23 protein-coding genes and 5 tRNA genes are annotated in these 26,818 nt (G+C 54.3%); 25 read left to right on the top strand and 3 right to left on the bottom strand.

What is annotated here, in order from left to right:
- The first annotated feature begins 121 nt into the window (after nt 1-121).
- The 4 genes from sucA to sucD all read left to right on the top strand — a co-directional run bounded on the left by sucA (nt 122) and on the right by sucD (nt 6,291).
- Entirely contained in the window at nt 122-2,929 is a 2,808-nt protein-coding gene (gene sucA, locus DD606_RS10010; RefSeq protein WP_003858615.1) for a 2-oxoglutarate dehydrogenase E1 component, read from the top strand.
- A gap of 14 nt (nt 2,930-2,943) precedes the next feature.
- On the top strand, nt 2,944-4,170 hold the full coding sequence (odhB, locus tag DD606_RS10005) for a 2-oxoglutarate dehydrogenase complex dihydrolipoyllysine-residue succinyltransferase (protein ID WP_003858613.1): 1,227 nt from the start codon (nt 2,944-2,946) through the stop codon (nt 4,168-4,170).
- Between the two features lie 85 nt (nt 4,171-4,255).
- On the top strand, nt 4,256-5,422 hold the full coding sequence (gene sucC, locus DD606_RS10000; protein ID WP_003858611.1) for an ADP-forming succinate--CoA ligase subunit beta: 1,167 nt from the start codon (nt 4,256-4,258) through the stop codon (nt 5,420-5,422).
- Nucleotides 5,422-6,291 carry a succinate--CoA ligase subunit alpha gene (gene sucD / locus DD606_RS09995; RefSeq protein WP_003858609.1) on the top strand — a complete coding sequence of 290 codons (870 nt, stop codon included), beginning with the start codon at nt 5,422-5,424 and terminating at the stop codon, nt 6,289-6,291. Before sucC ends, sucD begins: the two co-directional genes overlap by 1 nt.
- A gap of 86 nt (nt 6,292-6,377) precedes the next feature.
- Here sucD and DD606_RS09990 read toward each other — a convergent pair whose 3' ends face one another.
- The gene (locus DD606_RS09990) at nt 6,378-7,094 is read right to left on the bottom strand and encodes a GntR family transcriptional regulator (RefSeq protein WP_032665443.1); all 717 of its coding nucleotides are present in this window, start codon (nt 7,092-7,094) and stop codon (nt 6,378-6,380) included.
- A gap of 171 nt (nt 7,095-7,265) precedes the next feature.
- On the opposite strand from DD606_RS09990, the gene mngA reads away from it, so the two are divergent.
- The 20 genes from mngA (at nt 7,266) to pnuC (ending at nt 24,019) form a co-directional block, all read left to right on the top strand.
- On the top strand, nt 7,266-9,182 hold the full coding sequence (gene mngA, locus DD606_RS09985; RefSeq protein WP_129258571.1) for a PTS 2-O-a-mannosyl-D-glycerate transporter subunit IIABC: 1,917 nt from the start codon (nt 7,266-7,268) through the stop codon (nt 9,180-9,182).
- 23 nt (nt 9,183-9,205) lie between these two features.
- Nucleotides 9,206-11,842: a mannosylglycerate hydrolase gene (gene mngB, locus DD606_RS09980; RefSeq protein WP_129258569.1), complete on the top strand. Its 2,637-nt coding sequence runs from the start codon at nt 9,206-9,208 to the stop codon at nt 11,840-11,842.
- Nucleotides 11,843-12,521: 679 nt separating this feature from the next.
- A complete protein-coding gene (gene cydA / locus DD606_RS09975) occupies nt 12,522-14,090 on the top strand; it encodes a cytochrome ubiquinol oxidase subunit I (RefSeq protein ID WP_003858601.1) in 1,569 nt (522 codons plus the stop codon).
- Between the two features lie 15 nt (nt 14,091-14,105).
- Nucleotides 14,106-15,245, top strand: a complete 1,140-nt coding sequence (gene cydB, locus DD606_RS09970) for a cytochrome d ubiquinol oxidase subunit II (RefSeq protein ID WP_003858599.1) — start codon at nt 14,106-14,108, stop codon at nt 15,243-15,245.
- 14 nt (nt 15,246-15,259) lie between these two features.
- On the top strand, nt 15,260-15,373 hold the full coding sequence (gene cydX, locus DD606_RS09965) for a cytochrome bd-I oxidase subunit CydX (protein WP_003858598.1): 114 nt from the start codon (nt 15,260-15,262) through the stop codon (nt 15,371-15,373).
- Complete coding sequence (gene ybgE, locus DD606_RS09960; RefSeq protein WP_129258567.1) at nt 15,373-15,663, top strand: cyd operon protein YbgE; 291 nt, start codon at nt 15,373-15,375, stop codon at nt 15,661-15,663. The genes cydX and ybgE overlap by 1 nt, the downstream gene beginning before the upstream one ends.
- A gap of 148 nt (nt 15,664-15,811) precedes the next feature.
- On the top strand, nt 15,812-16,216 hold the full coding sequence (gene ybgC / locus DD606_RS09955) for a tol-pal system-associated acyl-CoA thioesterase (RefSeq protein WP_003858593.1): 405 nt from the start codon (nt 15,812-15,814) through the stop codon (nt 16,214-16,216).
- Nucleotides 16,213-16,905: a Tol-Pal system protein TolQ gene (gene tolQ, locus DD606_RS09950; RefSeq protein ID WP_003858590.1), complete on the top strand. Its 693-nt coding sequence runs from the start codon at nt 16,213-16,215 to the stop codon at nt 16,903-16,905. Before ybgC ends, tolQ begins: the two co-directional genes overlap by 4 nt.
- 3 nt (nt 16,906-16,908) lie before the next feature.
- Nucleotides 16,909-17,337, top strand: a complete 429-nt coding sequence (tolR, locus tag DD606_RS09945) for a colicin uptake protein TolR (RefSeq protein WP_003858589.1) — start codon at nt 16,909-16,911, stop codon at nt 17,335-17,337.
- A 28-nt stretch (nt 17,338-17,365) separates the two neighbouring features.
- Nucleotides 17,366-18,613, top strand: coding sequence for a cell envelope integrity protein TolA (tolA, locus tag DD606_RS09940; RefSeq protein ID WP_045896418.1), 1,248 nt, complete (start codon nt 17,366-17,368; stop codon nt 18,611-18,613).
- A gap of 100 nt (nt 18,614-18,713) precedes the next feature.
- A complete protein-coding gene (gene tolB, locus DD606_RS09935) occupies nt 18,714-20,006 on the top strand; it encodes a Tol-Pal system beta propeller repeat protein TolB (RefSeq protein ID WP_017384962.1) in 1,293 nt (430 codons plus the stop codon).
- 34 nt (nt 20,007-20,040) lie between these two features.
- Nucleotides 20,041-20,562 (top strand): peptidoglycan-associated lipoprotein Pal, encoded by a 522-nt coding sequence (gene pal / locus DD606_RS09930; RefSeq protein WP_003858578.1) that lies wholly within the window; start codon nt 20,041-20,043, stop codon nt 20,560-20,562.
- Between the two features lie 9 nt (nt 20,563-20,571).
- Nucleotides 20,572-21,360 carry a cell division protein CpoB gene (gene cpoB / locus DD606_RS09925; RefSeq protein ID WP_003858574.1) on the top strand — a complete coding sequence of 263 codons (789 nt, stop codon included), beginning with the start codon at nt 20,572-20,574 and terminating at the stop codon, nt 21,358-21,360.
- Between the two features lie 161 nt (nt 21,361-21,521).
- Nucleotides 21,522-21,597 (top strand) — tRNA-Lys (locus DD606_RS09920).
- 27 nt (nt 21,598-21,624) lie between these two features.
- Nucleotides 21,625-21,700, top strand: a tRNA-Val gene (locus DD606_RS09915).
- Nucleotides 21,701-21,703: 3 nt separating this feature from the next.
- Nucleotides 21,704-21,779: transfer RNA gene (locus tag DD606_RS09910), tRNA-Lys, on the top strand.
- 41 nt (nt 21,780-21,820) lie between these two features.
- Nucleotides 21,821-21,896, top strand: a tRNA-Lys gene (locus DD606_RS09905).
- A 31-nt stretch (nt 21,897-21,927) separates the two neighbouring features.
- Nucleotides 21,928-22,003, top strand: a tRNA-Lys gene (locus tag DD606_RS09900).
- 230 nt (nt 22,004-22,233) lie between these two features.
- Nucleotides 22,234-23,277 (top strand): quinolinate synthase NadA, encoded by a 1,044-nt coding sequence (gene nadA / locus DD606_RS09895; RefSeq protein WP_003858573.1) that lies wholly within the window; start codon nt 22,234-22,236, stop codon nt 23,275-23,277.
- 22 nt (nt 23,278-23,299) lie between these two features.
- Nucleotides 23,300-24,019: a nicotinamide riboside transporter PnuC gene (pnuC, locus tag DD606_RS09890; protein ID WP_023315654.1), complete on the top strand. Its 720-nt coding sequence runs from the start codon at nt 23,300-23,302 to the stop codon at nt 24,017-24,019.
- On the opposite strand, the gene zitB is transcribed toward pnuC, so the two are convergent.
- Nucleotides 24,016-24,954, bottom strand: coding sequence for a CDF family zinc transporter ZitB (gene zitB, locus DD606_RS09885; protein WP_129258565.1), 939 nt, complete (start codon nt 24,952-24,954; stop codon nt 24,016-24,018). The genes pnuC and zitB overlap by 4 nt on opposite strands.
- Before the next feature lie 99 nt (nt 24,955-25,053).
- A complete protein-coding gene (locus tag DD606_RS09880) occupies nt 25,054-25,413 on the bottom strand; it encodes a protein YbgS (RefSeq protein WP_003858566.1) in 360 nt (119 codons plus the stop codon).
- 304 nt (nt 25,414-25,717) lie between these two features.
- Here DD606_RS09880 and aroG point away from each other — a divergent pair, with 304 nt between their 5' ends.
- Nucleotides 25,718-26,770, top strand: a complete 1,053-nt coding sequence (gene aroG, locus DD606_RS09875; RefSeq protein WP_003858564.1) for a 3-deoxy-7-phosphoheptulonate synthase AroG — start codon at nt 25,718-25,720, stop codon at nt 26,768-26,770.
- Nucleotides 26,771-26,818 lie beyond the last annotated feature (48 nt).

Below are 26,818 nucleotides of genomic sequence, written 5' to 3'. Positions count from 1 at the left end.
TTCTAAAGGTTCCTTCGCGGGCCAAATGAAAAGAGCTCGCAGGTGAACCCCGGCACGTACACGTGGTGTGCGTGGTAGTTTCTACGGCGAAAGTAAGCATAAAAATGCTTAAGGGATCACGATGCAGAACGGCGCAATGAAAGCCTGGCTGGACTCTTCTTACCTCTCTGGTTCAAACCAGAGCTGGATAGAACAGCTCTATGAAGACTTCTTAACCGATCCTGACTCAGTGGACGCAAACTGGCGTTCCATGTTCCAGCAGTTGCCTGGTACAGGGGTCAAACCGGATCAATTCCATTCAAAAACACGTGATTATTTCCGTCGTCTGGCGAAGGATGCCTCACGTTACTCTTCTGCGATTTCCGACCCTGACACCAATGCGAAGCAGGTAAAAGTCCTGCAACTTATCAACGCTTATCGCTTCCGTGGTCACCAGCATGCGAATCTCGATCCGCTGGGACTGTGGCAGCAGGAACGTGTAGCGGATCTCGATCCGGCTTATCACGATCTGACCGAGGCCGATTTCCAGGAAAGCTTTAACGTAGGTTCCTTTGCCATCGGCAAAGACACGATGAAGCTGGGCGATCTGATTGACGCGCTCAAGCAAACCTACTGCGGCTCCATCGGCGCGGAATATATGCACATTACCTCCACCGAAGAGAAACGCTGGATCCAGCAGCGTATCGAATCCGTGGCAGGCCACGCGAATTTCTCAGCAGAAGAGAAAAAACGTTTCCTCAGCGAACTGACCGCAGCGGAAGGCCTTGAGCGCTATCTGGGCGCGAAATTCCCTGGCGCAAAACGCTTCTCACTGGAGGGCGGCGATGCGTTAGTCCCGATGCTGAAAGAGCTGATTCGTCATGCCGGTAAGAGCGGTACGCGCGAAGTGGTGCTGGGCATGGCGCACCGTGGACGCCTTAACGTGCTGGTTAACGTGCTGGGTAAAAAGCCGCAGGATCTGTTCGACGAATTTGCGGGTAAACATAAAGAGCACCTCGGCACCGGTGACGTGAAGTACCATATGGGCTTCTCGTCTGATATCGAAACCGAGGGCGGTCAGGTTCACCTGGCGCTGGCATTTAACCCGTCGCACCTGGAAATCGTTAGCCCGGTGGTTATCGGTTCCGTGCGTGCGCGTCTGGATCGTCTGGACGAGCCGAGCAGCAATAAAGTGCTGCCAATCACCATTCACGGTGATGCGGCGGTCACGGGGCAGGGCGTGGTTCAGGAAACCCTGAACATGTCGAAAGCGCGTGGTTATGAAGTGGGCGGTACCGTTCGCATCGTAATCAACAACCAGGTGGGCTTCACCACCTCTAACCCGCTGGATGCGCGTTCCACCCCGTACTGCACCGACATCGGTAAAATGGTTCAGGCGCCAATTTTCCACGTTAACGCGGATGACCCTGAAGCCGTTGCTTTCGTTACCCGTCTGGCGCTGGACTTCCGTAACACCTTCAAGCGCGACGTGTTCATTGACCTCTTCTGCTACCGCCGTCACGGCCACAACGAAGCGGATGAGCCAAGTGCAACCCAGCCGCTGATGTACCAGAAAATCAAAAAACATCCGACGCCGCGTAAAATCTATGCTGACAAGCTGGAAAGCGAAAAAGTGGCGACGCTGGAAGATGCGACCGAAATGGTCAACCTCTACCGCGACGCGCTGGACGCGGGTGAATGCGTAGTGAAAGAGCTGCGTCCAATGAACATGCACTCCTTTACCTGGTCGCCGTACCTCAACCACGAGTGGGACGAGAGCTACCCGAACAAGGTTGAGATGAAGCGTTTGCAGGAGCTGGCTAAACGCATCAGCACCGTGCCGGAAGCGATCGAGATGCAGTCCCGCGTGGCCAAGATCTATGGCGATCGCCAGGCAATGGCGGCGGGTGAGAAGCTGTTCGACTGGGGCGGCGCGGAAACGCTGGCCTATGCGACGCTGGTTGACGAAGGTATTCCGGTTCGTCTGTCCGGTGAAGATGCGGGTCGTGGCACCTTCTTCCACCGTCATGCGGTTGTACACAACCAGTCTAATGGTTCAACGTATACTCCGCTTCAGCACGTGCATAACGGTCAGGGCCAGTTCAAGGTCTGGGACTCCGTGCTGTCAGAAGAAGCGGTTCTGGCCTTCGAATACGGCTATGCCACCGCAGAACCCCGCACCCTGACAATCTGGGAAGCGCAGTTCGGTGACTTCGCCAACGGTGCGCAGGTGGTTATCGACCAGTTCATCTCCTCCGGTGAGCAGAAGTGGGGCCGTATGTGCGGTCTGGTGATGCTGCTGCCGCACGGCTATGAAGGACAAGGGCCGGAGCACTCCTCCGCGCGTCTGGAGCGTTATCTGCAACTCTGCGCCGAGCAGAACATGCAGGTTTGCGTGCCGTCGACCCCAGCTCAGGTTTACCACATGCTGCGTCGTCAGGCGCTGCGCGGTATGCGCCGTCCGCTGGTAGTCATGTCGCCAAAATCCCTGCTGCGCCATCCACTGGCGGTCTCCAGCCTGGAAGAGCTGGCAAACGGCACCTTCCTGCCGGCCATCGGTGAAATTGACGAGCTGGATCCGCAGGCCGTTAAGCGTGTCGTAATGTGTTCTGGTAAGGTTTATTACGACCTGCTGGAACAGCGCCGTAAGAACGATCAGAAAGATGTCGCCATCGTGCGTATCGAGCAGCTTTATCCGTTCCCGCATCAGGCGATGCAGGAAGTGCTGAAACAGTACGCTCACGTTCATGATTTTGTCTGGTGCCAGGAAGAGCCGCTCAACCAGGGCGCATGGTATTGCAGCCAGCATCATTTCCGTGAAGTGATTCCATTTGGGTCTGCCCTGCGTTATGCAGGTCGCCCGGCCTCCGCCTCTCCGGCGGTAGGGTATATGTCCGTTCACCAGAAGCAGCAACAAGATCTGGTCAATGACGCGCTGAACGTCGATTAATTAAAGGATACATAATGAGTAGCGTAGATATTCTTGTTCCCGACCTGCCTGAGTCCGTAGCAGATGCAACCGTCGCCACCTGGCACAAAAAACCAGGCGACGCGGTAACCCGTGACGAAGTGCTGGTAGAAATCGAAACTGACAAAGTGGTACTGGAAGTACCGGCTTCAGCGGATGGCATTCTGGATGCAGTCCTGGAAGATGAAGGTACGACCGTCACTTCTCGCCAGATCCTGGGTCGCCTGCGTGAAGGTAACAGCGCGGGCAAAGAGTCCAGCGCCAAATCTGAAGAAAAAGCGTCTACCCCGGCCCAGCGCCAGCAGGCGTCTCTGTCCGATCAGACCAACGACGCGCTCAGCCCGGCGATCCGTCGCCTGCTGGCTGAGCACAGCCTCGATCCGGCAGCCATCAAAGGCACCGGCGTGGGTGGCCGTCTGACGCGCGAAGACATCGACAAGCATCTGGCAAAAGCGCCTTCTGAGGCGAAAGCGGAAGCGAAAGCCCCTGCGGCAGCACCAGCGGCACAGCCAGCTCTGGGCGCACGTAGCGAAAAACGCGTGCCAATGACCCGCCTGCGTAAGCGCGTGGCCGAGCGTCTGCTGGAAGCGAAAAATTCCACCGCGATGCTGACTACCTTCAACGAAGTCAACATGAAACCAATCATGGACCTGCGCAAGCAGTACGGTGACGCGTTTGAAAAACGTCACGGTATCCGTCTGGGCTTTATGTCCTTCTACGTGAAGGCGGTAGTTGAAGCGCTGAAACGCTACCCGGAAGTGAACGCGTCTATCGATGGCGATGACGTGGTTTACCACAACTACTTCGATGTCAGCATGGCGGTTTCTACTCCACGCGGCCTGGTGACCCCGGTTCTGCGTGACGTAGATACCCTGGGTATGGCTGACATTGAGAAGAAAATCAAAGAGCTGGCCGTGAAAGGCCGCGACGGCAAGCTGACCGTTGAGGACCTGACCGGCGGTAACTTCACCATTACCAACGGCGGTGTGTTCGGCTCGCTGATGTCTACCCCGATCATCAACCCGCCGCAGAGCGCGATCCTGGGTATGCACGCCATTAAAGATCGTCCAATGGCGGTAGACGGTAAAGTGGAGATCCTGCCGATGATGTACCTGGCGCTCTCTTACGATCACCGCCTGATCGACGGCCGCGAGTCCGTAGGCTTCCTGGTTGCCATTAAAGAGCTGCTGGAAGATCCAACGCGTCTGCTGCTGGACGTCTAGTTTTTGCAGTCTTGCCCGGCGGCGCGTTGCTTGCCGGGCCTACAAAAGCACTACCTAACGATTACCTGAAGGATGGATAGAACACATGAACTTACATGAATATCAGGCCAAACAGCTGTTTGCCCGGTATGGCTTACCGGCTCCGGTGGGTTATGCCTGTACTACCCCGCGTGAAGCAGAAGAAGCCGCGTCTAAAATCGGTGCCGGCCCGTGGGTAGTTAAATGTCAGGTTCACGCTGGTGGCCGTGGTAAAGCGGGCGGTGTGAAGGTTGTTAAGAGCAAAGAAGAGATCCGTGCGTTTGCTGAACATTGGCTCGGCAAGCGTCTGGTAACCTACCAGACAGATGCGAACGGCCAGCCGGTTAACCAGATCCTGGTTGAAGCGGCGACCGACATCGCGAAAGAACTGTACCTCGGCGCAGTCGTAGACCGTAGCTCCCGTCGCGTGGTGTTCATGGCGTCTACCGAAGGCGGTGTGGAAATCGAAAAAGTGGCGGAAGAGACCCCGCACCTGATCCACAAAGTGGCTATCGATCCGCTGGCGGGCCCAATGCCTTACCAGGGTCGTGAGCTGGCGTTCAAACTGGGTCTGGAAGGCAAGCTGGTTCAGCAGTTCACCAAGATCTTCATGGGTCTGGCGACCATCTTCCTGGAGCGCGATCTGGCGCTGATCGAGATCAACCCGCTGGTGATCACCACCCAGGGCGACCTGATCTGCCTCGACGGCAAGCTGGGCGCTGACGGCAACGCGCTGTTCCGCCAGTCCGATCTGCGCGAAATGCGCGACCAGTCTCAGGAAGATCCGCGTGAAGCGCAGGCTGCACAGTGGGAACTGAACTACGTGGCGCTGGATGGCAACATCGGCTGCATGGTTAACGGTGCGGGCCTGGCAATGGGCACCATGGACATCGTTAAGCTGCACGGCGGTGAGCCAGCGAACTTCCTCGACGTGGGCGGTGGCGCAACCAAAGAGCGCGTAACCGAAGCGTTCAAAATCATTCTCTCTGACAGCAACGTGAAAGCGGTTCTGGTGAACATCTTCGGCGGTATCGTACGTTGCGACCTGATCGCCGACGGTATCATCGGCGCGGTAGAAGAAGTGGGCGTTAACGTTCCGGTTGTTGTACGTCTGGAAGGGAACAACGCTGAACTCGGCGCGAAAAAACTGGCTGACAGCGGCCTGAATATTATTGCAGCGAAAAGTCTGACGGATGCAGCTCAGCAGGTTGTTGCCGCAGTGGAGGGGAAATAATGTCCGTTTTAATTAATAAAGATACCAAGGTTATCTGCCAGGGCTTCACCGGTAGCCAGGGGACTTTCCACTCCGAACAGGCAATTGCCTACGGTACGCAGATGGTAGGCGGCGTAACGCCAGGTAAAGGCGGCACCACCCACCTGGGCCTGCCGGTGTTCAACACCGTGCGTGAAGCCGTAGAAGCGACGGGCGCAACCGCGACCGTGATCTACGTTCCGGCGCCGTTCTGCAAAGACTCTATTCTGGAAGCGATCGACGCAGGCATTAAGCTGATCATCACCATCACCGAAGGTATCCCGACGCTGGATATGCTGACCGTGAAGGTGAAGCTGGACGAAGCAGGCGTGCGCATGATCGGCCCGAACTGCCCAGGCGTTATCACCCCGGGCGAATGCAAAATCGGCATCATGCCGGGCCACATTCATCGCCCAGGCAAAGTGGGCATTGTGTCCCGTTCCGGTACCCTGACCTATGAAGCGGTTAAGCAGACCACCGACTACGGTTTCGGCCAGTCCACCTGCGTGGGCATCGGCGGTGACCCGATCCCGGGCTCTAACTTCATCGACATCCTGAAGCTGTTCCAGGAAGATCCACAGACCGAAGCGATCGTGATGATCGGTGAGATCGGTGGTAGCGCGGAAGAAGAAGCGGCTGCTTACATCAAAGATCATGTGACCAAGCCGGTGGTGGGTTACATCGCGGGTGTGACCGCGCCGAAAGGCAAACGTATGGGTCACGCGGGCGCGATTATCGCAGGCGGTAAAGGTACGGCTGATGAGAAATTCGCAGCACTGGAAGCCGCAGGCGTGAAAACCGTTCGCAGCCTGGCGGATATCGGTGAAGCACTGAAATCCATCATTAAGTAAGTCCTCTCTGCTCCCCGTATGGGGCGCGTTGAAGTATAAAAAAATGTCCGTTTCGACATGGTTGGCCGCTGTAAAGCGGCCTTTTTTTATTGTCTGCGTTTAGCCACCAGAGTGAATTTATAGTCGTCGGAGTTAAACACGTTGCGACTGTATTCAAATATCCGGCCGTCTTTCAGAAAGCCACGGGAGACTTTTTCCAGAATCGGTTTTGCCGGATCGAGCGCCAGGGCGGCAATCGCCTCGTCCGATGGCATGACTGGCACCAGCTCCTGCTCGCTGCGATCGATAACCATCTTTTTGATCTGCTCAATGTAATGGTATTTCGACTGTTCCATCACTTCCCAGGTGAGGTCGGGGAACATCGCCAGCGGCATCCATGTCTCTTCCAGATTCACCGGCTTTTCCCTGATGAAGCGTACGCGCTTGACGTGCCAGACCTTATCATTTGGATTGAGCGCCAGTTTTGCCGCGAGCCGCTCATCGGCTTTCACCACTTCGAAGACGCTGACGTCGCTGTGCGTATCGACGTTGCGATCCGCTAACTTTTCGTAAAAGCCGGTGAGCTGATAAATATCGTAATTCACCCGCTCCTCTTTTACATACGAGCCGCTGCCCTGAATACTTTCGATGATCTGCTCGTCGGCGAGCAGCTTCAACGCCTGCCGCACGGTGACACGGCTGACGCTAAACGCCTCCTGAAGGCTGGATTCTGTCGGCAGCGCATCGCCAGGTTTTAACTCACCGGCATTAATTTTCTCGCGGAACGCATCGGCGATCTGCCGGTACATCGGTTTATTGCCCATTGGGTCACGCCTATTTAATACCTTTTCAGGGAATTATGCCTTCAGTGTCGGATTTGTAAATAATACAAATAAGATACAAATTTAGGTGTTAGTGAAAATGATCACATAAATGTCTTATTGGCTCTGCCACAATCCTCCCCAGACAAAAACTTTGGATAGGTGAGGATCTTTATGAACCTGACGACTCTGAGCGACCCCCGTGCTGTCTGCGTGCAGGCGCAGTTTACCAGCCGTGATGAGGCAATCCGCCAGCTTGCGACGCGGCTGGTGGCGTTGGGCAAAATAGCCGACGCCGATACGTTTCTGGCAGAGGTTTTCCATCGGGAATCGCTTGGCCCGACGGCGCTGGGCGAGGGACTGGCCGTACCCCATGGTAAATCAGCGGCGGTAAAGGAAGCGGCTTTTGCCGTGGCCACACTGTGCGAGCCGCTGGCCTGGGAAGGTGTGGACGGACCGGAGGAGGTCGAGCTGATTTTTTTGCTCGCCATTCCTCCCGCACAAGCGGGATCAACGCATATTCAGGTGCTGACGGAACTGACGTCCCGCCTGGCGGATGACGATCTCAGGGCGCGCGTAATGACGGCGACCAGCGCGGAAGCGGTGCTTGCTGCGCTGGAAACGGCGCCTGAGGCGCAAGAAACCGCCGTTGCGGAGAATGCCCCGACGATCGTCTGCGTTACCGCCTGTCCGGCCGGGATCGCCCATACCTACATGGCAGCGGAATATCTCGAAAAAGCGGGACGTAAGCTCGGCGTCAATGTAGTGGTCGAAAAGCAGGGGGCAAACGGTATTGAGGGGCGCATCACCGCGCAGCAGTTGCAGGAGGCAAAAGCGTGTATCTTCGCGGCGGAAGTGGCGATTAAAGAGCGCGAGCGTTTTCAGGGGATCCCTGCCATTTCCGTGCCCGTCGCGGAACCCTTGCGCCATGCGGAAGCGCTCATTGAGCGTGCGCTGGCGCTACAGCCTGTATCCGATGCGCGTCCTGCGCACGTCGACACGGACGCGAAAAAGTGCGTTAAAACCGAACTCAAGCAGGCGCTCCTCAGCGGTATCTCCTTTGCGGTGCCGCTGATTGTCGCTGGCGGCACGGTGCTGGCCGTGTCGGTACTGCTGGCGCAAATCCTGGGCTTGCAGCATCTGTTCGATCAGGAAAATTCGTGGCTGTGGATGTACCGCAAACTGGGCGGCGGGATGCTCGGTATTCTGATGGTGCCTGTTCTGGCGGCCTACACCGCTTACTCGCTGGCGGATAAACCTGCGCTAACGCCAGGCTTTGCGGCGGGTCTTGCCGCCAATATGATCGGCTCCGGCTTTCTGGGGGCCATCGTCGGCGGGCTGATTGCGGGCTACCTGATGCGCTGGGTGAAAAACCACATCCGGCTGAGTAGCCGCTACAACGGCTTTCTGACCTTTTATCTTTATCCGGTGATTGGCGTGCTGGGCGCAGGCAGCCTGATGCTGTTTGTGATCGGCGAACCGGTGGCCTGGATCAATAACGCCCTCACCGCCTGGCTTAACGGTCTGTCCGGCGCGAACGCGCTGCTGCTGGGGGCGATCCTGGGCTTTATGTGCTCGTTCGATCTGGGCGGTCCGGTCAACAAAGCCTCTTACGCGTTCTGTCTGGGGGCGATGGCCAATGGCGTATACGGGCCTTATGCGATTTTTGCCTCCGTCAAAATGGTATCGGCCTTTACCGTGACGGCATCAACGATGCTGGCTCCGAACCTGTTCAAACAGTTCGAAATTGAAACCGGCAAGTCTACCTGGCTGCTGGGGCTGGCGGGCATCACCGAAGGAGCAATTCCGATGGCTATCGAGGATCCGTTGCGGGTCATCGGCTCATTTGTTCTGGGGTCAATGGCGACCGGAGCGATTGTCGGGGCGATGGGGATTGGGCTATCCACCCCGGGCGCGGGCATTTTCTCTCTCTTCTTACTGCATGATGCCGGGCTGGGTGGCGTGATGGCCGCTGCCGGCTGGTTTGGCGCCGCGCTGATTGGCGCCGCAATCTCTACGCTCATTTTACTCCTCTGGCGACGCCAGGCCGTGAAGAGCGGCACCTACGTGACTGAAGACATAACATCCTAAACACGCACTGACAGGAAACGAAGATGAAAGCTGTATCACGCGTTCATATCACGCCACATATGCACTGGGACCGGGAGTGGTACTTCACCACCGAAGCGTCACGTATTCTTCTGGTCAATAATATGGAAGAGATCCTTACCCGTCTTGAGCAGGACGCAGAGTATAAATACTACGTTCTCGACGGCCAGACGGCGGTGCTGGAAGATTATTTTGCCGTGAAACCGGAAAACAGGCCACGCGTGAAGGCGCTGGTGGCGGCCGGGAAGCTGATTATCGGGCCGTGGTATACCCAGACGGACACCACCCTTGTCTCCGGCGAGTCGATTGTCCGAAATCTGATGTACGGCATTCGCGACTGTCTGGCCTTTGGCGAGCCGATGAAAATTGGCTATCTGCCGGACTCCTTCGGCATGTCTTCCCAGCTGCCACACATTTACAACGGTTTTGGCATCACGCGCACCATGTTCTGGCGCGGGTGTTCCGAGCGGCATGGTACCGATAAAACCGAATTTCTCTGGCAAAGTCAGGACGGCAGTGAAGTGACGGCACAGGTGCTACCGCTGGGCTACGCGATTGGTAAGTACTTACCGGAGGATGAGGCCGGGCTGCGCAAACGGCTCGACACGTACTTCGAGGTGCTGGAAAAAGCCTCCGTGACGAAAGAAATTTTGCTGCCTAACGGCCATGATCAGATGCCGCTCCAGCAGAACATCTTTGCGGTGATGGATAAGCTGCGCGAAATCTATCCGCAGCGTCAGTTTGTGATGAGCCGCTTCGAGGAGGTGTTTGACCACATTGACGAGCACCGCGATGAACTGGCGACGCTGAAAGGGGAGTTTATTGACGGTAAATATATGCGGGTGCACCGGACAATAGGCTCCACGCGAATGGACATCAAAATCGCCCACGCCCGGATAGAGCATAAAATCGTCAATGTCCTTGAGCCGCTGGCCACGCTTGCCTGGACGCTGGGCTTTGAGTATCACCACGGCTTGCTGGAAAAAATGTGGAAAGAGATCCTCAAGAATCACGCCCATGACAGTATCGGCTGCTGCTGTAGTGACAAAGTGCATCGTGAGGTGATGTCACGCTTCGAGCTGGCGGAAGACATGGCCGATAACCTGACATGCTTCTATATGCGCAAGATTGTCGACAACATGCCGCAGTGCGAGGAAGACAAACTGGTGATGTTTAACCTCACGCCCTGGCCGCGTGAGGAAGTGATTAACACTACGATACGCCTGCGCGCCAGCCAGTTCCGCCTGCTGGACGATAGGGGGAATGAAATCCCTTACTGCCTGCGCAGCGCGCGTGAAATCGACCCCGGCTTAATAGACCGGCAGATTGTGCATTACGGCAACTACGATCCCTTTATGGAGTTTGATATCCAGCTCAACCAGATCCTGCCATCAATGGGTTACCGCACGCTCTATATCGAGCCGCACGTGGCTGGCAAGCTGCTGGCGCCAGAAACAACGTCGGAGGCATTACTGGAAAATGCTTTCTGGGAAATAACGTTAAACGACGACGGCACCCTGCGTCTGCTCGATAAAGCGTCCGGGCTTATCTATGACCGCGCGCTGGAAATAGAAGAGAGCTCGGATGATGGCGATGAGTACGACTACTCGCCTTCACGGGAAGAGTGGAGACTCACTTCCGCGCAGGGCGAGCATGAGGTTGACGTGATCCACGAGGTCTGGCAGAGCAGGGCGGTGATCCGCCATCGCATGGCGGTGCCGGCGGATCTCGCTGAACGTTCTGCGCGTCAGCAGACGGGAACGCTTGAGGCAGAGCTCACGGTCACGCTCAGCCATAACAGCCGACGTATCGACATTGAGGCGCGTCTCGGAAATCACGCGGATGACCACCGTGTTCGGGTGTTGATCCCGACGCCCTTCACCGCAGACACGGTGTTAGCTGATACCCAGTTCGGTTCGCTGACGCGACCTGTACAGGATGAAGCGATGGCGAACTGGCAGGAGGAGGGCTGGAAGGAAGCGCCGCTGCCTGTGTGGAATCTGCTTAACTACGCGGTGCTCCAGGAACGGCGTAACGGGATGGCGCTGTTTACCGAAGGGTTACGCGAATTTGAAGTGACTGGCGAGCGTCAAAAAACGTTTGCCCTGACGTTGCTTCGCGGCGTGGGGGTGCTTGGGAAGGAAGATTTACTGCTGCGCCCCGGCAGACCGTCCGGGATCAAAATGCCGGTGCCTGATTCGCAGATGCGGGGCCAGTTAACCTGTCGCTTTAGCCTGTTCAGTTTTAATGGTTTGCCCGTCAGTGCTGGCGTTGCGCAGCAGGCGAAGTCGTGGTTAACGCCAGTGCACTGTTATAACAAAATTCCGTGGGATGCGATGAAGCTTAACCGCGCCTCTTTCACCACCCCCTGTAGCTATAGCCTGCTAACGCTGCCCCCTAACGGATGCGTACTCAGTGTGCTGAAAAAAGCGGAGGATCGTGACGAGATGATTCTTCGTCTGTACAACCCTTCGGAGACCCGCTCCTGTGACGTGGCTTTGTCTGTGAACCGTGAGGTCCAGGCCTGCTGCGAAACGGACATGAATGAGGTGTACAAGGCGCAAGGGGAAGAGGGCTCAGCCATTACGGGGTCTTTCCGGCCAGGCCAGTCACGTACCTTCAGCATGAAAATTGAAAGGTAATCCTCAAAATAAAATAAAGGCCGCATTCCTGCGGCCTTTATTTCATCAAATAGTCACGAAAGGGTGTTAATTTTAAGATTATTAAAAGTGAATAAAATGTAATCGTTTCGGCAGGTAGCAAAGCGAAAGAAAAATACTGTGAAGCAGATAACATTATATGTTTATCTTCCGGCAAAATGCGTTTTTTCACGCGCGTTAATAAAAATCACAACTGTTTATATTATCCTCTGGCTTTTATAACCATCAACGCCTTTAAATGTACATATCATTAACAAGGTTTTTACTATCCGCACCACAAAGAAACATCATTAACAGCTCTGGCCATTTTTGATTTAAATCAATGTTTAATCCTTGGAAAAAGGCTCAAAAAGGCGTTAAATTGTTCCCGATCAAAATGGCCGAAAAGTGGTAATTTTGCTATAAATTGATCGCCGTCGAAAAACGTAAATCTGTTTGAATAAAAACCTGTTTATTGTAAGGGTTTTGCAGCGTATTATATTTACGGGATCAATTTGGTTTTTTCTTAACGTATTTGTAACCTTTCATCATTGCTTTTTCCTCATGTAGAGAATAAGCAACGAAGAAGGGAAGCAGATAACTTTGTATTGGGGCATGCGTGTGGATCCTTATCTAACGGGGTTCACTCTCGGAGTCTTCATGCGATGAGCAAGGAGTCATAATGTTAGACGTAGTCGAACTGTCGCGCTTACAGTTTGCCTTGACCGCGATGTACCACTTCCTGTTTGTGCCGCTGACGCTCGGTATGGCGTTCCTGCTGGCCATCATGGAAACGGTTTACGTCCTCTCCGGCAAACAGATTTATAAAGATATGACCAAGTTCTGGGGCAAGTTGTTTGGTATCAACTTTGCGCTGGGCGTGGCAACCGGTCTGACCATGGAGTTCCAGTTCGGGACAAACTGGTCTTACTATTCCCACTATGTGGGGGATATTTTCGGTGCGCCGCTGGCCATTGAAGGTCTGATGGCCTTCTTCCTCGAATCCACCTTTGTAGGTCTGTTCTTCTTCGGTTGGGACCGTCTGGGTAAAGTCCAGCATATGGCGGTAACCTGGCTGGTGGCATTAGGCTCCAACTTGTCCGCACTGTGGATCCTGGTGGCGAACGGCTGGATGCAAAACCCAATCGCATCTGATTTCAACTTCGAAACCATGCGTATGGAGATGGTCAGCTTCGCTGAGCTGGTCCTGAACCCGGTTGCCCAGGTTAAATTCGTTCACACCGTGGCGTCTGGCTATGTGTGCGGCGCGATGTTCGTGCTGGGCATCAGCTCCTACTATATGCTGCGCGGCCGTGACTTCGCGTTCGCCAAGCGTTCTTTTGCTATTGCAGCAAGCTTCGGTATGGCCGCGATTCTGTCCGTTATTGTTCTGGGTGATGAATCCGGTTACGAAATGGGCGACGTGCAGAAAACCAAACTCGCCGCAATTGAAGCTGAATGGGAAACCCAGCCGGCACCGGCAGCGTTTACCCTGTTCGGCGTGCCTGACCAGGAAGCGCAGGAAAACCGCTTCGCCATTCAAATTCCTTACGCTCTGGGTATTATCGCCACGCGCTCCGTCGACAAACAGGTGACTGGCCTGAAAGATCTGATGGTGCAGCATGAAGAGCGTATCCGTAACGGGATGAAAGCTTACTCGCTGCTGGAACAGCTGCGCGCCGGCTCTACCGACCAGGCCGTTCGCGATCAATTTAACGACGTGAAGAAAGACCTCGGTTACGGTCTGCTGCTGAAACGCTATACCCCGAACGTCTCTGACGCGACGGAAGCGCAGATTCAGATGGCAACCAAAGACTCTATTCCACGCGTTGCGCCGCTGTACTTCGCGTTCCGCATCATGGTGGGTTGCGGCATTATCATGCTGCTGATCATCGCGGCCTCGTTCTGGTCAGTCATTCGTAACCGTATCGGTGAGAAAAAATGGCTGCTGCGCACCGCGCTTTACGGTATCCCACTGCCATGGATTGCTATCGAGTCCGGCTGGTTTGTTGCGGAATATGGCCGTCAGCCGTGGGCGATCGGTGAGGTGCTGCCAACAGCGGTAGCGAACTCCTCCCTGACCGCAGGCGACCTGATCTTCTCCATGCTGCTCATTTGCGGTCTGTACACCCTGTTCCTGGTGGCTGAACTGTTCCTGATGTTCAAGTTCGCGCGCCTTGGCCCAAGCAGCCTGAAAACCGGTCGCTATCACTACGAGCAGTCTGTTGCGACTACTCAGCCGGCACGCTAAGACAGGAGTCATCAAATGATCGATTATGAAGTATTGCGTTTTATCTGGTGGCTGCTGATCGGTGTTCTGCTGATTGGTTTCGCGGTCACCGATGGTTTCGACATGGGCGTGGGCATGCTCACCCGTTTCCTCGGTCGTAATGACACCGAGCGTCGAATCATGATCAACTCCATCGCCCCGCACTGGGACGGTAACCAGGTGTGGCTGATCACCGCAGGCGGCGCGCTGTTCGCTGCCTGGCCGATGGTCTACGCGGCTGCGTTCTCCGGCTTCTATGTGGCGATGATTCTGGTGCTGGCCTCTTTATTCTTCCGTCCGGTGGGTTTCGACTACCGTTCCAAGATTGAAGACACCCGCTGGCGTAACATGTGGGACTGGGGCATCTTCATCGGTAGCTTCGTTCCACCGCTGGTCATTGGTGTGGCGTTCGGTAACCTGTTGCAGGGCGTACCGTTCCACGTCGACGAATATATGCGTCTGTTCTACACCGGTAACTTCTTCCAGTTGCTGAATCCGTTTGGTCTGCTGGCGGGCGTGGTGAGCGTGGCGATGATCATCACCCAGGGCGCAACCTATCTCCAGATGCGTACCGTAGGTGAACTGCACCTGCGTTCCCGCGCTACCGCTCAGGTGGCGGCGCTGGTGACGCTGGTCTGCTTCGCGCTGGCTGGCGTGTGGGTGGTGTACGGTATTGATGGTTACGTGGTGACCTCCGCGATCAACCATACTGCACCGTCTAACCCGCTGACCAAAGAAGTGGCGCGTCAGGCCGGTGCATGGCTGGTGAACTTCAACAATACTCCTGCGCTGTGGGCTATCCCGGCTCTGGGTGTGCTGCTGCCGCTGCTGACCGTGCTGACGTCTCGTCTGGAGAAAGGCGCTCTGGCGTTCGTATTCTCTTCACTGACGCTGGCGTGCATCATCCTGACGGCGGGGATTGCGATGTTCCCGTTCGTGATGCCATCCAGCACCATGATGAATGCCAGCCTGACCATGTGGGATGCAACGTCCAGTCAGTTGACGCTGAACTTAATGACCTATGTTGCTTGCGTGTTCGTACCGATTATCCTGCTCTACACCACCTGGTGTTACTGGAAAATGTTCGGTCGCATCACTAAAGAACATATCGAAAGCAACACCCACTCTATGTACTAAGTAAGGAGCTGAATATGTGGTATTTCGCATGGATTTTAGGGACGCTTCTTGCCTGTGCGTTTGGTGTCATCACTGCCCTGGCGCTTGAGCATGTAGAAGCGACCAAAGCAGGTGAAGAAAAGCACTAATGAATATTATCGCAACCTTATATGCGGTAATGGATAAGCGCCCGTTACGGGCGCTTTCTTTAGTGATGGCATTACTGCTGGCAGGCTGTATCTTCTGGGACCCGTCGCGCTTCGCGGCGAAAACCAGCGAGCTTGAAATCTGGCACGGTTTCCTGATTATGTGGGCTGTGTGCGCAGGCGTGGTTCACGGTGTCGGCTTTCGTCCGAAAGCGCTACACTGGCAGGGCATCTTCTGCCCACTGATTGCCGATCTGGTTCTCCTCGCCGGTTTGATTTTCTTCTTCTTCTGAATAAGAAATGTCCGTTAACGTTATGGGCTTACCATGGCCCATAAAAATTTACTCTCCGTTTACTTTCCCCCATTCCAAACCATCATTCCCGCGCGTATAGTAGCGAAGTTTGAAAGCTCCAACTTTTCTTGTATTACCGGGATGTAAAGTGAATACAACGCTGTTTCGATGGCCGGTACGTGTCTATTACGAAGATACCGATGCCGGTGGTGTGGTCTACCACGCCAGCTACGTTGCTTTTTATGAACGGGCACGCACAGAGATGCTGCGCCATCATCACTTTAGTCAACAGGTGCTGTTGGCTGAGCGAGTTGCCTTCGTGGTACGCAAGATGACGCTTGAGTATTTTGCGCCTGCCAGACTCGACGATATGCTCGAAGTTCAAACAGAAATTACATCAATGCGCGGAACTTCACTGGTTTTCACGCAGCGGATAGTCAATGCAGAGAACACGGTACTGAACTCAGCTGAAGTCCTGATTGTCTGTGTTGATCCAACCATAATGAAGCCTCGTGCGCTTCCTAAGTCTATTGTCGCGGAGTTTAAGCAGTGACTGACATGAATATCCTTGATTTGTTCCTGAAGGCAAGCCTTCTGGTTAAACTTATCATGTTGATTTTGATTGGTTTTTCAATCGCATCCTGGGCCATCATCATCCAGAGAACGCGTATCCTTAATGCCGCCGGCCGCGAAGCCGAAGCGTTTGAAGATAAGTTCTGGTCGGGAATTGAGCTTTCTCGTCTGTACCAGGAAAGCCAGGGACGCCGTGATAACCTTTCAGGCTCCGAACAAATTTTCTACAGCGGTTTCAAAGAGTTCGCTCGCTTACATCGCGCTAACAGCCATGCGCCGGAAGCCGTGGTAGAAGGGGCGTCGCGTGCGATGCGCATCTCCATGAACCGCGAACTGGAAAATCTTGAAACGCATATTCCTTTCCTCGGAACCGTTGGCTCCATCAGCCCGTATATCGGCCTGTTTGGTACGGTGTGGGGGATCATGCACGCCTTTATCGCCCTGGGGGCGGTGAAGCAGGCAACGTTGCAGATGGTTGCACCGGGTATCGCAGAAGCACTGATCGCGACCGCAATCGGTCTGTTCGCCGCAATTCCGGCGGTAATGGCGTACAACCGTCTGAACCAGCGCGTGAACAAACTGGAACTGAACTACGACAACTTTATGGAAGAGTTCACCGCGATTCTGCATCGTCAGGCGTTTACCAGCACCGAGAGCAACAAGGGGTAAACCATGGCCAGATCGCGTGGACGAGGTCGTCGCGAGCTCAAGTCCGAAATCAATATCGTTCCGTTACTGGACGTGCTGCTGGTACTGTTGCTGATCTTTATGGCGACAGCGCCCATCATCACCCAGAGCGTGGAAGTTGATCTGCCGGATGCGACAGAATCACAGGCGGTAAGCACCAATGACGATCCTCCGGTCATCATTGAGGTTTCCGGCGTAGGGCAGTACAGCGTGGTGGTAGAGAAAGATCGTATGGATCAGCTTCCGCCAGAGCAGGTTATTGCTGAAGCGCAACGACGTCTGGAGTCAAATCCGAAGACGGTCTTCTTAATCGGTGGTGCGAAAGACGTACCATATGATGAAATTATCAAAGCGCTGAACTTGCTACATAGCGCGGGCGTTAAGTCAGTTGGCTTAATGACTCAGCCTATTTGATCATCTGCGTAGTTTTTGGGAACCGATAGTGTCAAAGGCAACCGAACAGAACGACAAGCTTAAGCGAGCGATAATCGTCTCCGCAGTGCTGCACGTAATTCTTTTTGCAGCGCTGATCTGGAGTTCGTTCGATGAGCACCTTGATGCATCAGGCGGCGGTGGGGGCTCGTCCATCGACGCCGTCATGGTGGATCCCGGTGCGGTAGTGCAGAACTATAATCGCCAGCAACAGCAGCAGGCGAGCGCAAAACGCGCGGAAGAACAGCGTGAAAAACAGGCGCAACAGCAGGCGGAAGAGCTGCGTGAAAAGCAGGCCGCCGAGCAGGAACGTCTGAAGCAGCTTGAGAAAGAGCGTTTGCAGGCGCAGGAAGCCGCTAAAGAGCAGGCGGAGCAGCAGAAACAGGCTGAAGCCGCAGCGAAGAAAGCTCAGGAACAGCAGAAGCAGGCGGAAGAGGCGGCAGCCAAAGCCGCGGCAGACGCGAAGGCGCAGGCAGATGCTCAGGCTAAGTTAGCCGCAGAAGCCGCGAAGAAAGCGGCTGCTGATGCGCAGAAGAAAGCGGAAGCCGAAGCGGCGAAGAAAGCCGCTGCTGATGCGAAGAAGAAAGCAGAAGCCGAAGCGGCGAAAAAAGCTGCCGCTGACGCACAGAAGAAAGCCGAAGCGGAAGCCGCCAAAAAAGCTGCGCAGGAAGCAGAGAAGAAAGCGGCTGCCGATGCTGCGAAAAAAGCGGCCGCCGCCGAGAAAGCTGCGGCAGAAAAAGCCGCCGCTGCGGAAAAAGCCGCTGCGGAAAAAAAAGCGGCAGCTGAGAAAGCCGCTGCTGATAAGAAAGCTGCTGCTGAAAAAGCCGCAGCTAAGAAGGCCGCTGCTGCGGAAAAAGCCGCTGCCGCAGGGGTTGACGATCTGCTGGGCGATCTGAGCTCCGGTAAGAATGCACCGAAAACGGGCGGAGGGGCGAAAGGAAGTAACGCAGCACCGGCAGGAAGTGGTAACACTAAGAACAACGGTGCTTCTGGCGCTGAGATCAACGACTATAAGAATCAGATTGCCGCGGCTATTGCCAGCAGACTTAACGATAAATCGCTCTATACCGGGAAAACGTGCCGACTGCATATTAAACTGGCTACGGATGGTATGGTGCTGAGCGTTGAGTCAGAAGGGGGAGATGAAGCGTTATGCCAGGCTGCACTTGTGGCAGTGAATCAGGCAAAACTGCCAAAACCTCCATCACAGGCTGTCTATGAAGTGTTCAAAGACGCTTCGCTGAACTTTAAGCCATAAGCAGAGCTGCTGTTATCCGGTTCTGATAGTTTTGTGTATTTGAGTTTGTTAACCTTCTGCTAAATTATCCAGGACTTATTGTTCGGATAAGGGAGATATGATGAAGCAGGCATTACGATTAGCTTTTGGTTTTTTAGTACTGTTGACGTCAGCAGTGCATGCCACAGTAAGCATCGACATTACCGACTGGAACGACTCAGCGCGTCCAATCGGTGTCGTTCCGTTCCAGTGGGCAGGCCCGGGCGCTGCGCCTGAAGATATTGGCGGCATTGTTGCAGCTGACCTGCGTAACAGCGGTAAATTTAACCCCCTGGATCGTTCTCGTCTGCCGCAGCAGCCGGGTACAGCTCAGGAAGTTCAACCTGCTGCATGGTCTGCACTGGGTATTGATGCCGTGGTTGTCGGACAGGTTACTCCTGCGCCAGACGGCGGCTATAACGTCGCTTATCAGCTGGTGGATACCGGCGGTGCGCCGGGTACCGTTCTGGCTCAAAACACGTATAAGGTGAACAAGCAGTGGCTGCGTTATGCAGGCCACACGGCGAGTGACGAAGTGTTTGAGAAGCTGACCGGTATTAAAGGTGCGTTCCGTACCCGTATCGCGTACGTAGTACAGACCAACGGCGGCCAGTTCCCTTATGAGCTGCGCGTCTCTGACTACGATGGTTACAACCAGTTCACCGTACACCGTTCACCACAGCCGCTGATGTCTCCGGCATGGTCTCCGGATGGCTCTAAGCTGGCGTACGTGACCTTCGAAAGCGGCCGTTCCGCGCTGGTTATCCAGACACTGTCTAACGGTGCTGTGCGTCAGGTTGCGTCATTCCCACGTCACAACGGTGCGCCTGCGTTCTCTCCGGACGGTACCAAGCTGGCGTTTGCCTTGTCTAAAACCGGTAGCCTGAACCTGTACGTGATGGATATTGGTTCTGGTCAGATCCGTCAGGTCACGGATGGTCGTAGCAACAACACTGAGCCAACCTGGTTCCCGGACAGCCAGAATCTGGCATTTACGTCTGACCAGGCAGGTCGTCCACAGGTTTATAAAGTGAATATCAACGGCGGAGCAGCGCAGCGTATTACCTGGGAAGGTTCTCAGAACCAGGATGCTGACGTCAGTGCCGATGGTAAAACAATGGTAATGGTCAGTACTGCGGGTGGTCAGCAGCACATTGCCAAACAAGATCTGGTAACGGGGGGCGTACAAGTACTGTCGTCAACGTTCCTGGATGAAACGCCAAGTCTGGCACCTAACGGCACCATGGTAATCTACAGCTCTTCTCAGGGGATGGGATCCGTGCTGAATCTGGTTTCTACAGATGGGCGTTTCAAAGCGCGTCTTCCGGCAACTGATGGACAGGTAAAATCACCTGCCTGGTCGCCGTATCTGTAATAATAATTAATTGATTACTAAAGGAATCTTAGAAATGCAACTGAACAAAGTGCTGAAGGGGCTGATGATCGCTCTGCCTGTTATGGCAATCGCAGCGTGTTCTTCTAACAAGAACGCAAGCAATGACCAGAGCGGCGAAGGCATGATGGGTGCCGGCACCGGTATGGACGCTAACGGCAATGGCAATATGTCTTCTGAAGAGCAAGCGCGTCTTCAGATGCAGCAGTTACAGCAGAACAACATCGTTTACTTCGATCTGGATAAATACGACATTCGTTCTGACTTCGCTGCAATGCTGGATGCGCACGCAAACTTCCTGCGTAGCAACCCGTCTTACAAAGTCACCGTAGAAGGTCATGCGGACGAACGTGGTACTCCGGAGTACAACATCTCCCTGGGTGAACGTCGTGCAAACGCTGTTAAAATGTACCTCCAGGGTAAAGGCGTTTCTGCTGACCAGATCTCCATCGTTTCTTACGGTAAAGAAAAACCAGCAGTACTGGGTCACGACGAAGCGGCTTACTCCAAAAACCGTCGTGCCGTACTCGTTTACTAAGAGAATTGCATGAGCAGTAACTTCAGACATCATCTGATGAGTCTGTCGTTACTGGTTGGAATAGCGGCCCCCTGGGCCGCTTTTGCTCAGGCACCAATCAGTAGTGTCGGCTCAGGCTCGGTAGAAGATCGAGTCACTCAACTCGAGCGTATTTCTAACGCTCACAGCCAGCTTTTAACTCAACTCCAGCAGCAGCTTTCCGATAACCAGAATGATATTGATTCCCTTCGTGGTCAGATCCAGGAGAGTCAGTATCAGCTTAATCAGGTTGTGGAGCGCCAGAAGCAAATTTTGTTGCAGATGGATAGCCTGAACAGCGGCGGAGCAGCAGCACAGCCAGCAGCAGGCGATCAAAGCGGTGCGGCGACGCCTGCACCTGCGGCAGATGCCTCCGCGTCGTCTGGTGCGCCTGTACAGAGCGGTGACGCGAATACGGACTACAACGCGGCCATTGCCCTGGTGCAGGACAAATCGCGCCAGGACGATGCTATCGTTGCGTTTCAGAACTTCGTTAAGAAGTACCCTGATTCCACTTACCAGCCAAATGCGAACTACTGGCTGGGTCAGTTGAATTACAACAAGGGTAAAAAGGATGATGCGGCGTTTTATTTTGCCTCTGTGGTGAAAAATTACCCGAAATCACCGAAAGCGCCTGATGCGATGTATAAAGTCGGCGTGATCATGCAGGACAAAGGCGACACTGCAAAAGCCAAAGCGGTTTATCAGCAGGTGGTTGCGAAATTCCCGGGTACAGACGGCGCCAAACAGGCACAAAAACGTTTGAGTTCGATGGGTTGATTATCGCATGACCAGAAATCGCGTTATTTCTGGTCGTGCAGCATGATTCCTAAGCAGTTAAGTGATCTTCATCGAAATTTTTGTTGCGCAGAATTCTTAAATCAGTAATATATGCCGCCGTTGCCACGGGATATCAAACAACGTGAAAGCAGCGCAAAAGTGGGTCGTTAGCTCAGTTGGTAGAGCAGTTGACTTTTAATCAATTGGTCGCAGGTTCGAATCCTGCACGACCCACCACTTAAAGCAGTTCCGGCAGTACAGAGTGGGTGATTAGCTCAGTTGGTAGAGCATCTCCTTTACACGGAGGGGGTCGGCGGTTCGAGCCCGTCATCACCCACCACTCGGGTCGTTAGCTCAGTTGGTAGAGCAGTTGACTTTTAATCAATTGGTCGCAGGTTCGAATCCTGCACGACCCACCAATTTTATTGGTACCGAGTGATAATTCAGGCAACACCCGAATGGGTCGTTAGCTCAGTTGGTAGAGCAGTTGACTTTTAATCAATTGGTCGCAGGTTCGAATCCTGCACGACCCACCAGCCTGAATAGATTTGAAGTACATCCCGTAAGGGGTCGTTAGCTCAGTTGGTAGAGCAGTTGACTTTTAATCAATTGGTCGCAGGTTCGAATCCTGCACGACCCACCAATGTAAAAAGGCGCCCTAAAGGCGCCTTTTTGCTGTCTGTCGTTCGCCAGGGCCTTGCAGGTCGGCTAAGGCGAAGCCGCCACCCGACAGATGCTACCGGCATCATTTCCCGATGACATTCCCCCTCAAATTCGCTATCTTGTTTAGTATACAAAACACCATTGCCTCATTTTTGTTATCTCATGCAAAACAAAGGCAATATTGTTAAGCCAGTAAAACGAGAAGCCATAATGAGTGTGATGTTTGATCCCGAAACCGCAATCTATCCCTTCCCGCCAAAGCCTGCTCCGCTAAGCCGGGATGAAAAACAGTTCTATCGAGAGAAAATCAAGCGCCTGCTTAAAGAGCGTGATGCGGTGATGGTGGCGCATTACTACACCGACCCGGAAATTCAGCAGCTGGCGGAAGAGACGGGCGGCTGTATCTCAGATTCCCTGGAAATGGCGCGTTTCGGTGCTAAACATCCTGCCTCCACCCTGCTGGTTGCAGGTGTGCGCTTCATGGGCGAAACGGCAAAAATTCTCAGCCCGGAAAAAACCATACTGATGCCGACGCTGAATGCCGAATGCTCCCTTGACCTCGGTTGCCCGATTGATGAGTTCACCGCCTTCTGTGATGCCCACCCTGACCGTACCGTGGTGGTCTATGCCAACACGTCTGCGGCGGTGAAAGCCCGGGCGGACTGGGTAGTGACGTCCAGTATTGCCGTTGAGCTGATTGAACATCTGGACAGCCTGGGGGAGAAAATCATCTGGGCGCCCGATCGTCACCTGGGAAACTACGTACAAAAACAGACCGGTGCGGATGTGCTGTGCTGGCAGGGGGCCTGTATCGTCCACGATGAGTTCAAGACCCAGGCGCTGACCCGGATGAAAGGCTTATACCCGCAGGCCGCGATACTGGTGCACCCGGAATCTCCGCAGTCGATCGTCGACATGGCGGACGCCGTCGGCTCAACCAGCCAGTTAATTAACGCGGCAAAAACGCTGCCACACAAGCAGCTCATTGTGGCGACCGATCGCGGTATCTTCTACAAAATGCAACAGGCCGTGCCGGAAAAAGAGCTGCTTGAAGCGCCAACCGCCGGAGAAGGGGCGAGCTGCCGAAGCTGCGCGCATTGCCCGTGGATGGCGATGAATGGGCTCAAAGCGATTTCGGAGGCGCTTGAGAACGGTGGCGCAGCGCATGAGATCCACGTGGATGCCGCTCTGCGTGAAGGCGCGTTAATTCCACTTAACCGTATGCTGGATTTTGCGGCTACACTACGTACTTAACTTATTACGCCCCGGAGAAAAAATGGATTTTTTTAGCACACAGAACATCCTGGTTCATATCCCGATTGGTGCGGGCGGCTATGACCTGTCGTGGATTGAAGCGGTGGGTACGCTGGCCGGTTTACTCTGTATCTGGCTGGCCAGCCTTGAGAAGATCAGCAACTATGCGTTCGGGCTGATAAACGTCACGCTGTTTGCGATCATCTTCTTCCAGATCCAGCTCTACGCCAGCCTGCTTCTACAGCTGTTCTTCTTCGCGGCCAATATCTATGGCTGGTACGCCTGGTCTCGGCAAAACAGCCAGCAGGAGGCGGAGTTGCAAATCCGCTGGCTGCCGTTGCCTAAAGCCATCGCCTGGTTCGCGGCCTGCGTGGTGGCTATCGGCTTTATGACCGTCTTTATTGATCCGGTATTTGCCTTCCTGACGCGCGTGGCGGTCTCGGTGATGTCGGGACTGGGATTGAACGTGACGATGCCTGAGCTTCAGCCGGATGCCTTCCCGTTCTGGGATTCCTGCATGATGGTGCTGTCGATTGCCGCAATGATCCTGATGACCCGTAAATACGTTGAGAACTGGCTGTTGTGGGTGGTGATTAACGTGATTAGCGTGGTGATTTTTGCCCTTCAGGGCGTTTATGCCATGTCGCTGGAGTATATGCTCCTGACCTTCATTGCTCTCAACGGCAGCCGCATGTGGATTAACAGCGCGCGTGAGCGTGGCTCTCGCGCGCTTTCCCGTTAATGGTGATGTGCGTGTGAGTGGCCGGACTGCGCCTCGTTAAGGTGGCAGTCTGGCCCGCTGCAAGGCTGGTACTCCATCTGGATAGTGGAGTGCGCAATCTCATAGTGATGCTCGAGGAAATGCCGAATACGTTCAAGCAGCGCATCGTGATCGTGGGGCGGAATAACCTGAACGTGCAGCGTCATCAGCGGTTTCTCACCCACCAGCCAGACGTGAACGTGATGGACGTTACGAACCTCAGGAATGGAGCGACTCAGGTTGCGCTTCAGTTCGCCAATATCCAGTGATGTGGGCGCGCCTTCCAGCAGCTCATTGACGCTCTCTTTTAACAGCCGCCAGGCGCTGCGCAATACCAGGCACGATACCAGCACGGAAAGAATCGGGTCGATAGGGGTCCAGCCCGTGCCCATAATGATCAGCGCGGCCACAATCGCACCAACAGAACCCAGCAGATCGCCCAGCACATGAAGCGCCGCGGCCCGTACGTTCAGATTTTTTTCACTGCTGCCGCGGTGCAATATCCAGAACGCCAGAATATTGGCGACCAACCCGGCAATGGCGATAACTATCATTGTCGTCCCGGCTATCGGTTGTGGATGCCGAAAGCGCTGAAAAGCCTCCCAGACGATAAGAATAGTAATGACCACCAGTGCAATCGCATTCACAAAGGCGGCAAGCGTGGTCAGTCTGAGCCAGCCAAAGGTGTGGCGGGTATTGGGAGGGCGACGGGCAAACTGCACGGCCAGCAGAGCAAACAGGAGCGCGGCAGCGTCGGTCAGCATATGCCCGGCATCGGCCAGCAGCGCCAGCGATCCGGATATCAGCCCGCCTGTGACCTCAATAATCATAAAGGTGGCAGTGACGCCAAAAGCCAGCAAAAGCCGTTTGGCATTTTCATCGCCAGTGGAGTGGGAATGGGAGTGGGAGTGCGCCATGGTATCGTTCCTGATTTATTATAATTTTTAGTGTAGCGTTTTTAAGAGCTTAAATAAAAAAGGAGAGCATTCGCTCTCCCTGTTTTACCTTATGGAAGGTTACTGGGTAGTACCGTCCGTTTTGGTATTGGCATCGCTGCCCACTTTGTCATTCGGGTCCGGGCATTTCCCGTCTTTACAGACTGAGTTTTTATGCACCTCGTCGGTAGTCATACCCTCATGGTTCATTGTGCCTGTGTTCGTCCCGCCAGTATTGGTATTGCCCGTGTTGATATTACTGTTATCAACATTGTTTGGCGCGATATTCTGTTTTGCATCCGGCGCAACCTGGCCTGCTTCGGCAGCGGCATTCGCGTCGCCGTTGCTGCCGGATGAGCCTGCATCAGCAGCCAGTACGCTACCGCTTGCCAGGGTAAGGGTTGCCGTCAGGAAAAGCGTAGTCAGTTTCGTCATTTTCATCATGGTGCTCCTGTTCTTATCGTTACGCTGGATAACATTCTCCAACAGTGCATCTTGTTCAGTGGCGAAAGATTCCGGACTCCTGAATTATGTCAGGATGGAATCGCGTATAAATATTTATAAACAGTCGTTACAAGTAAAAAGCTTAGGCCAGATCTCATTTTTCGCTATTTTGTTGCGTATTTTAGGCGAATTCCAGGAATTATCTGCGCGAAGTGTAAAAGCCCGTTTACACTTCGTGGCCGACAAGTTAGATTGAAAGGATTGCTTTCATTACTAAAGATATGGCAGAGCCGGAAAGAAGATGAATTATCAGAACGACGATTTACGCATTAAAGAGATCAATGAGTTATTACCTCCCGTAGCGCTCCTTGAAAAATTCCCCGCCACCGAAAATGCCGCCAACACGGTGTCTCATGCCCGCAAGGCGATCCACAAGATCCTGAAAGGTAGCGACGATCGTCTTCTGGTAGTGATCGGGCCATGCTCCATTCACGATCCTGCTGCGGCCAAAGAGTATGCGTCGCGTCTGCTCGCCCTGCGTGAAGAGCTGAAAGGCGAACTGGAAATCGTGATGCGCGTTTATTTCGAAAAACCGCGTACCACCGTGGGCTGGAAAGGGTTAATCAACGATCCGCATATGGACAACAGTTTCCAGATTAACGACGGCCTGCGCATTGCGCGTAAGCTGCTGCTGGAGATCAACGACAGCGGGCTGCCTGCTGCCGGAGAATTCCTCGATATGATCACCCCGCAGTATCTGGCTGACCTGATGAGCTGGGGCGCTATTGGTGCGCGTACGACTGAATCTCAGGTTCACCGCGAGCTGGCGTCTGGCCTGTCATGCCCGGTGGGTTTCAAAAATGGCACTGATGGCACCATCAAGGTCGCCATTGACGCCATTAATGCGGCGGGCGCGCCGCACTGCTTCCTGTCGGTGACCAAGTGGGGCCACTCGGCTATCGTGAATACCAGCGGTAATGGCGATTGCCATATCATACTGCGCGGCGGTAAAGAGCCTAACTATAGCGCTAAACACGTAGCGGAGGTAAAAGCAGGGCTGGAGAAAGCAGGTCTGGCACCGCAGGTGATGATCGATTTCAGCCATGCCAACTCCAGCAAACAGTTCAAAAAGCAGATGGAAGTCGGCGCAGATGTGTGTCAGCAAATCGCCAGCGGTGAACGCGCAGTGATTGGGGTGATGATTGAGAGCCATCTGGTTGAAGGCAACCAGAACCTGGAGGGCAGCGAGCCGCTGGTCTACGGTAAGAGCGTGACGGATGCCTGCATTGGCTGGGACGATACCGATGCGATCCTGCGTCAGCTGGCGGATGCGGTTAAAGCGCGTCGCGGCTAAGTATGTCGCGGGTAATAAAAAAGCGTGGATTTCTCCACGCTTTTTTTA

The sequence above is a fragment of the Enterobacter cloacae complex sp. GF14B genome, from assembly GCF_004136805.1.
Taxonomy (GTDB): domain Bacteria; phylum Pseudomonadota; class Gammaproteobacteria; order Enterobacterales; family Enterobacteriaceae; genus Enterobacter; species Enterobacter hormaechei_C.
This window is presented reverse-complemented; position numbering and strand designations above follow the sequence as displayed.

Excerpts from the sequence above, each read along its gene's own strand:
- sucA (WP_003858615.1), top strand. The coding sequence starts at position 122 with ATGCAGAACGGCGCAATGAAAGCCTGGCTGGACTCTTCTTACCTCTCT.
- odhB (WP_003858613.1), top strand. The coding sequence starts at position 2,944 with ATGAGTAGCGTAGATATTCTTGTTCCCGACCTGCCTGAGTCCGTAGCA.
- sucC (WP_003858611.1), top strand. The coding sequence starts at position 4,256 with ATGAACTTACATGAATATCAGGCCAAACAGCTGTTTGCCCGGTATGGC.
- sucD (WP_003858609.1), top strand. The coding sequence starts at position 5,422 with ATGTCCGTTTTAATTAATAAAGATACCAAGGTTATCTGCCAGGGCTTC.
- DD606_RS09990 (WP_032665443.1), bottom strand. The coding sequence starts at position 7,094 with ATGGGCAATAAACCGATGTACCGGCAGATCGCCGATGCGTTCCGCGAG.
- mngA (WP_129258571.1), top strand. The coding sequence starts at position 7,266 with ATGAACCTGACGACTCTGAGCGACCCCCGTGCTGTCTGCGTGCAGGCG.
- mngB (WP_129258569.1), top strand. The coding sequence starts at position 9,206 with ATGAAAGCTGTATCACGCGTTCATATCACGCCACATATGCACTGGGAC.
- cydA (WP_003858601.1), top strand. The coding sequence starts at position 12,522 with ATGTTAGACGTAGTCGAACTGTCGCGCTTACAGTTTGCCTTGACCGCG.
- cydB (WP_003858599.1), top strand. The coding sequence starts at position 14,106 with ATGATCGATTATGAAGTATTGCGTTTTATCTGGTGGCTGCTGATCGGT.
- cydX (WP_003858598.1), top strand. The coding sequence starts at position 15,260 with ATGTGGTATTTCGCATGGATTTTAGGGACGCTTCTTGCCTGTGCGTTT.
- ybgE (WP_129258567.1), top strand. The coding sequence starts at position 15,373 with ATGAATATTATCGCAACCTTATATGCGGTAATGGATAAGCGCCCGTTA.
- tolR (WP_003858589.1), top strand. The coding sequence starts at position 16,909 with ATGGCCAGATCGCGTGGACGAGGTCGTCGCGAGCTCAAGTCCGAAATC.
- tolB (WP_017384962.1), top strand. The coding sequence starts at position 18,714 with ATGAAGCAGGCATTACGATTAGCTTTTGGTTTTTTAGTACTGTTGACG.
- pal (WP_003858578.1), top strand. The coding sequence starts at position 20,041 with ATGCAACTGAACAAAGTGCTGAAGGGGCTGATGATCGCTCTGCCTGTT.
- cpoB (WP_003858574.1), top strand. The coding sequence starts at position 20,572 with ATGAGCAGTAACTTCAGACATCATCTGATGAGTCTGTCGTTACTGGTT.
- nadA (WP_003858573.1), top strand. The coding sequence starts at position 22,234 with ATGAGTGTGATGTTTGATCCCGAAACCGCAATCTATCCCTTCCCGCCA.
- pnuC (WP_023315654.1), top strand. The coding sequence starts at position 23,300 with ATGGATTTTTTTAGCACACAGAACATCCTGGTTCATATCCCGATTGGT.
- zitB (WP_129258565.1), bottom strand. The coding sequence starts at position 24,954 with ATGGCGCACTCCCACTCCCATTCCCACTCCACTGGCGATGAAAATGCC.
- DD606_RS09880 (WP_003858566.1), bottom strand. The coding sequence starts at position 25,413 with ATGAAAATGACGAAACTGACTACGCTTTTCCTGACGGCAACCCTTACC.
- aroG (WP_003858564.1), top strand. The coding sequence starts at position 25,718 with ATGAATTATCAGAACGACGATTTACGCATTAAAGAGATCAATGAGTTA.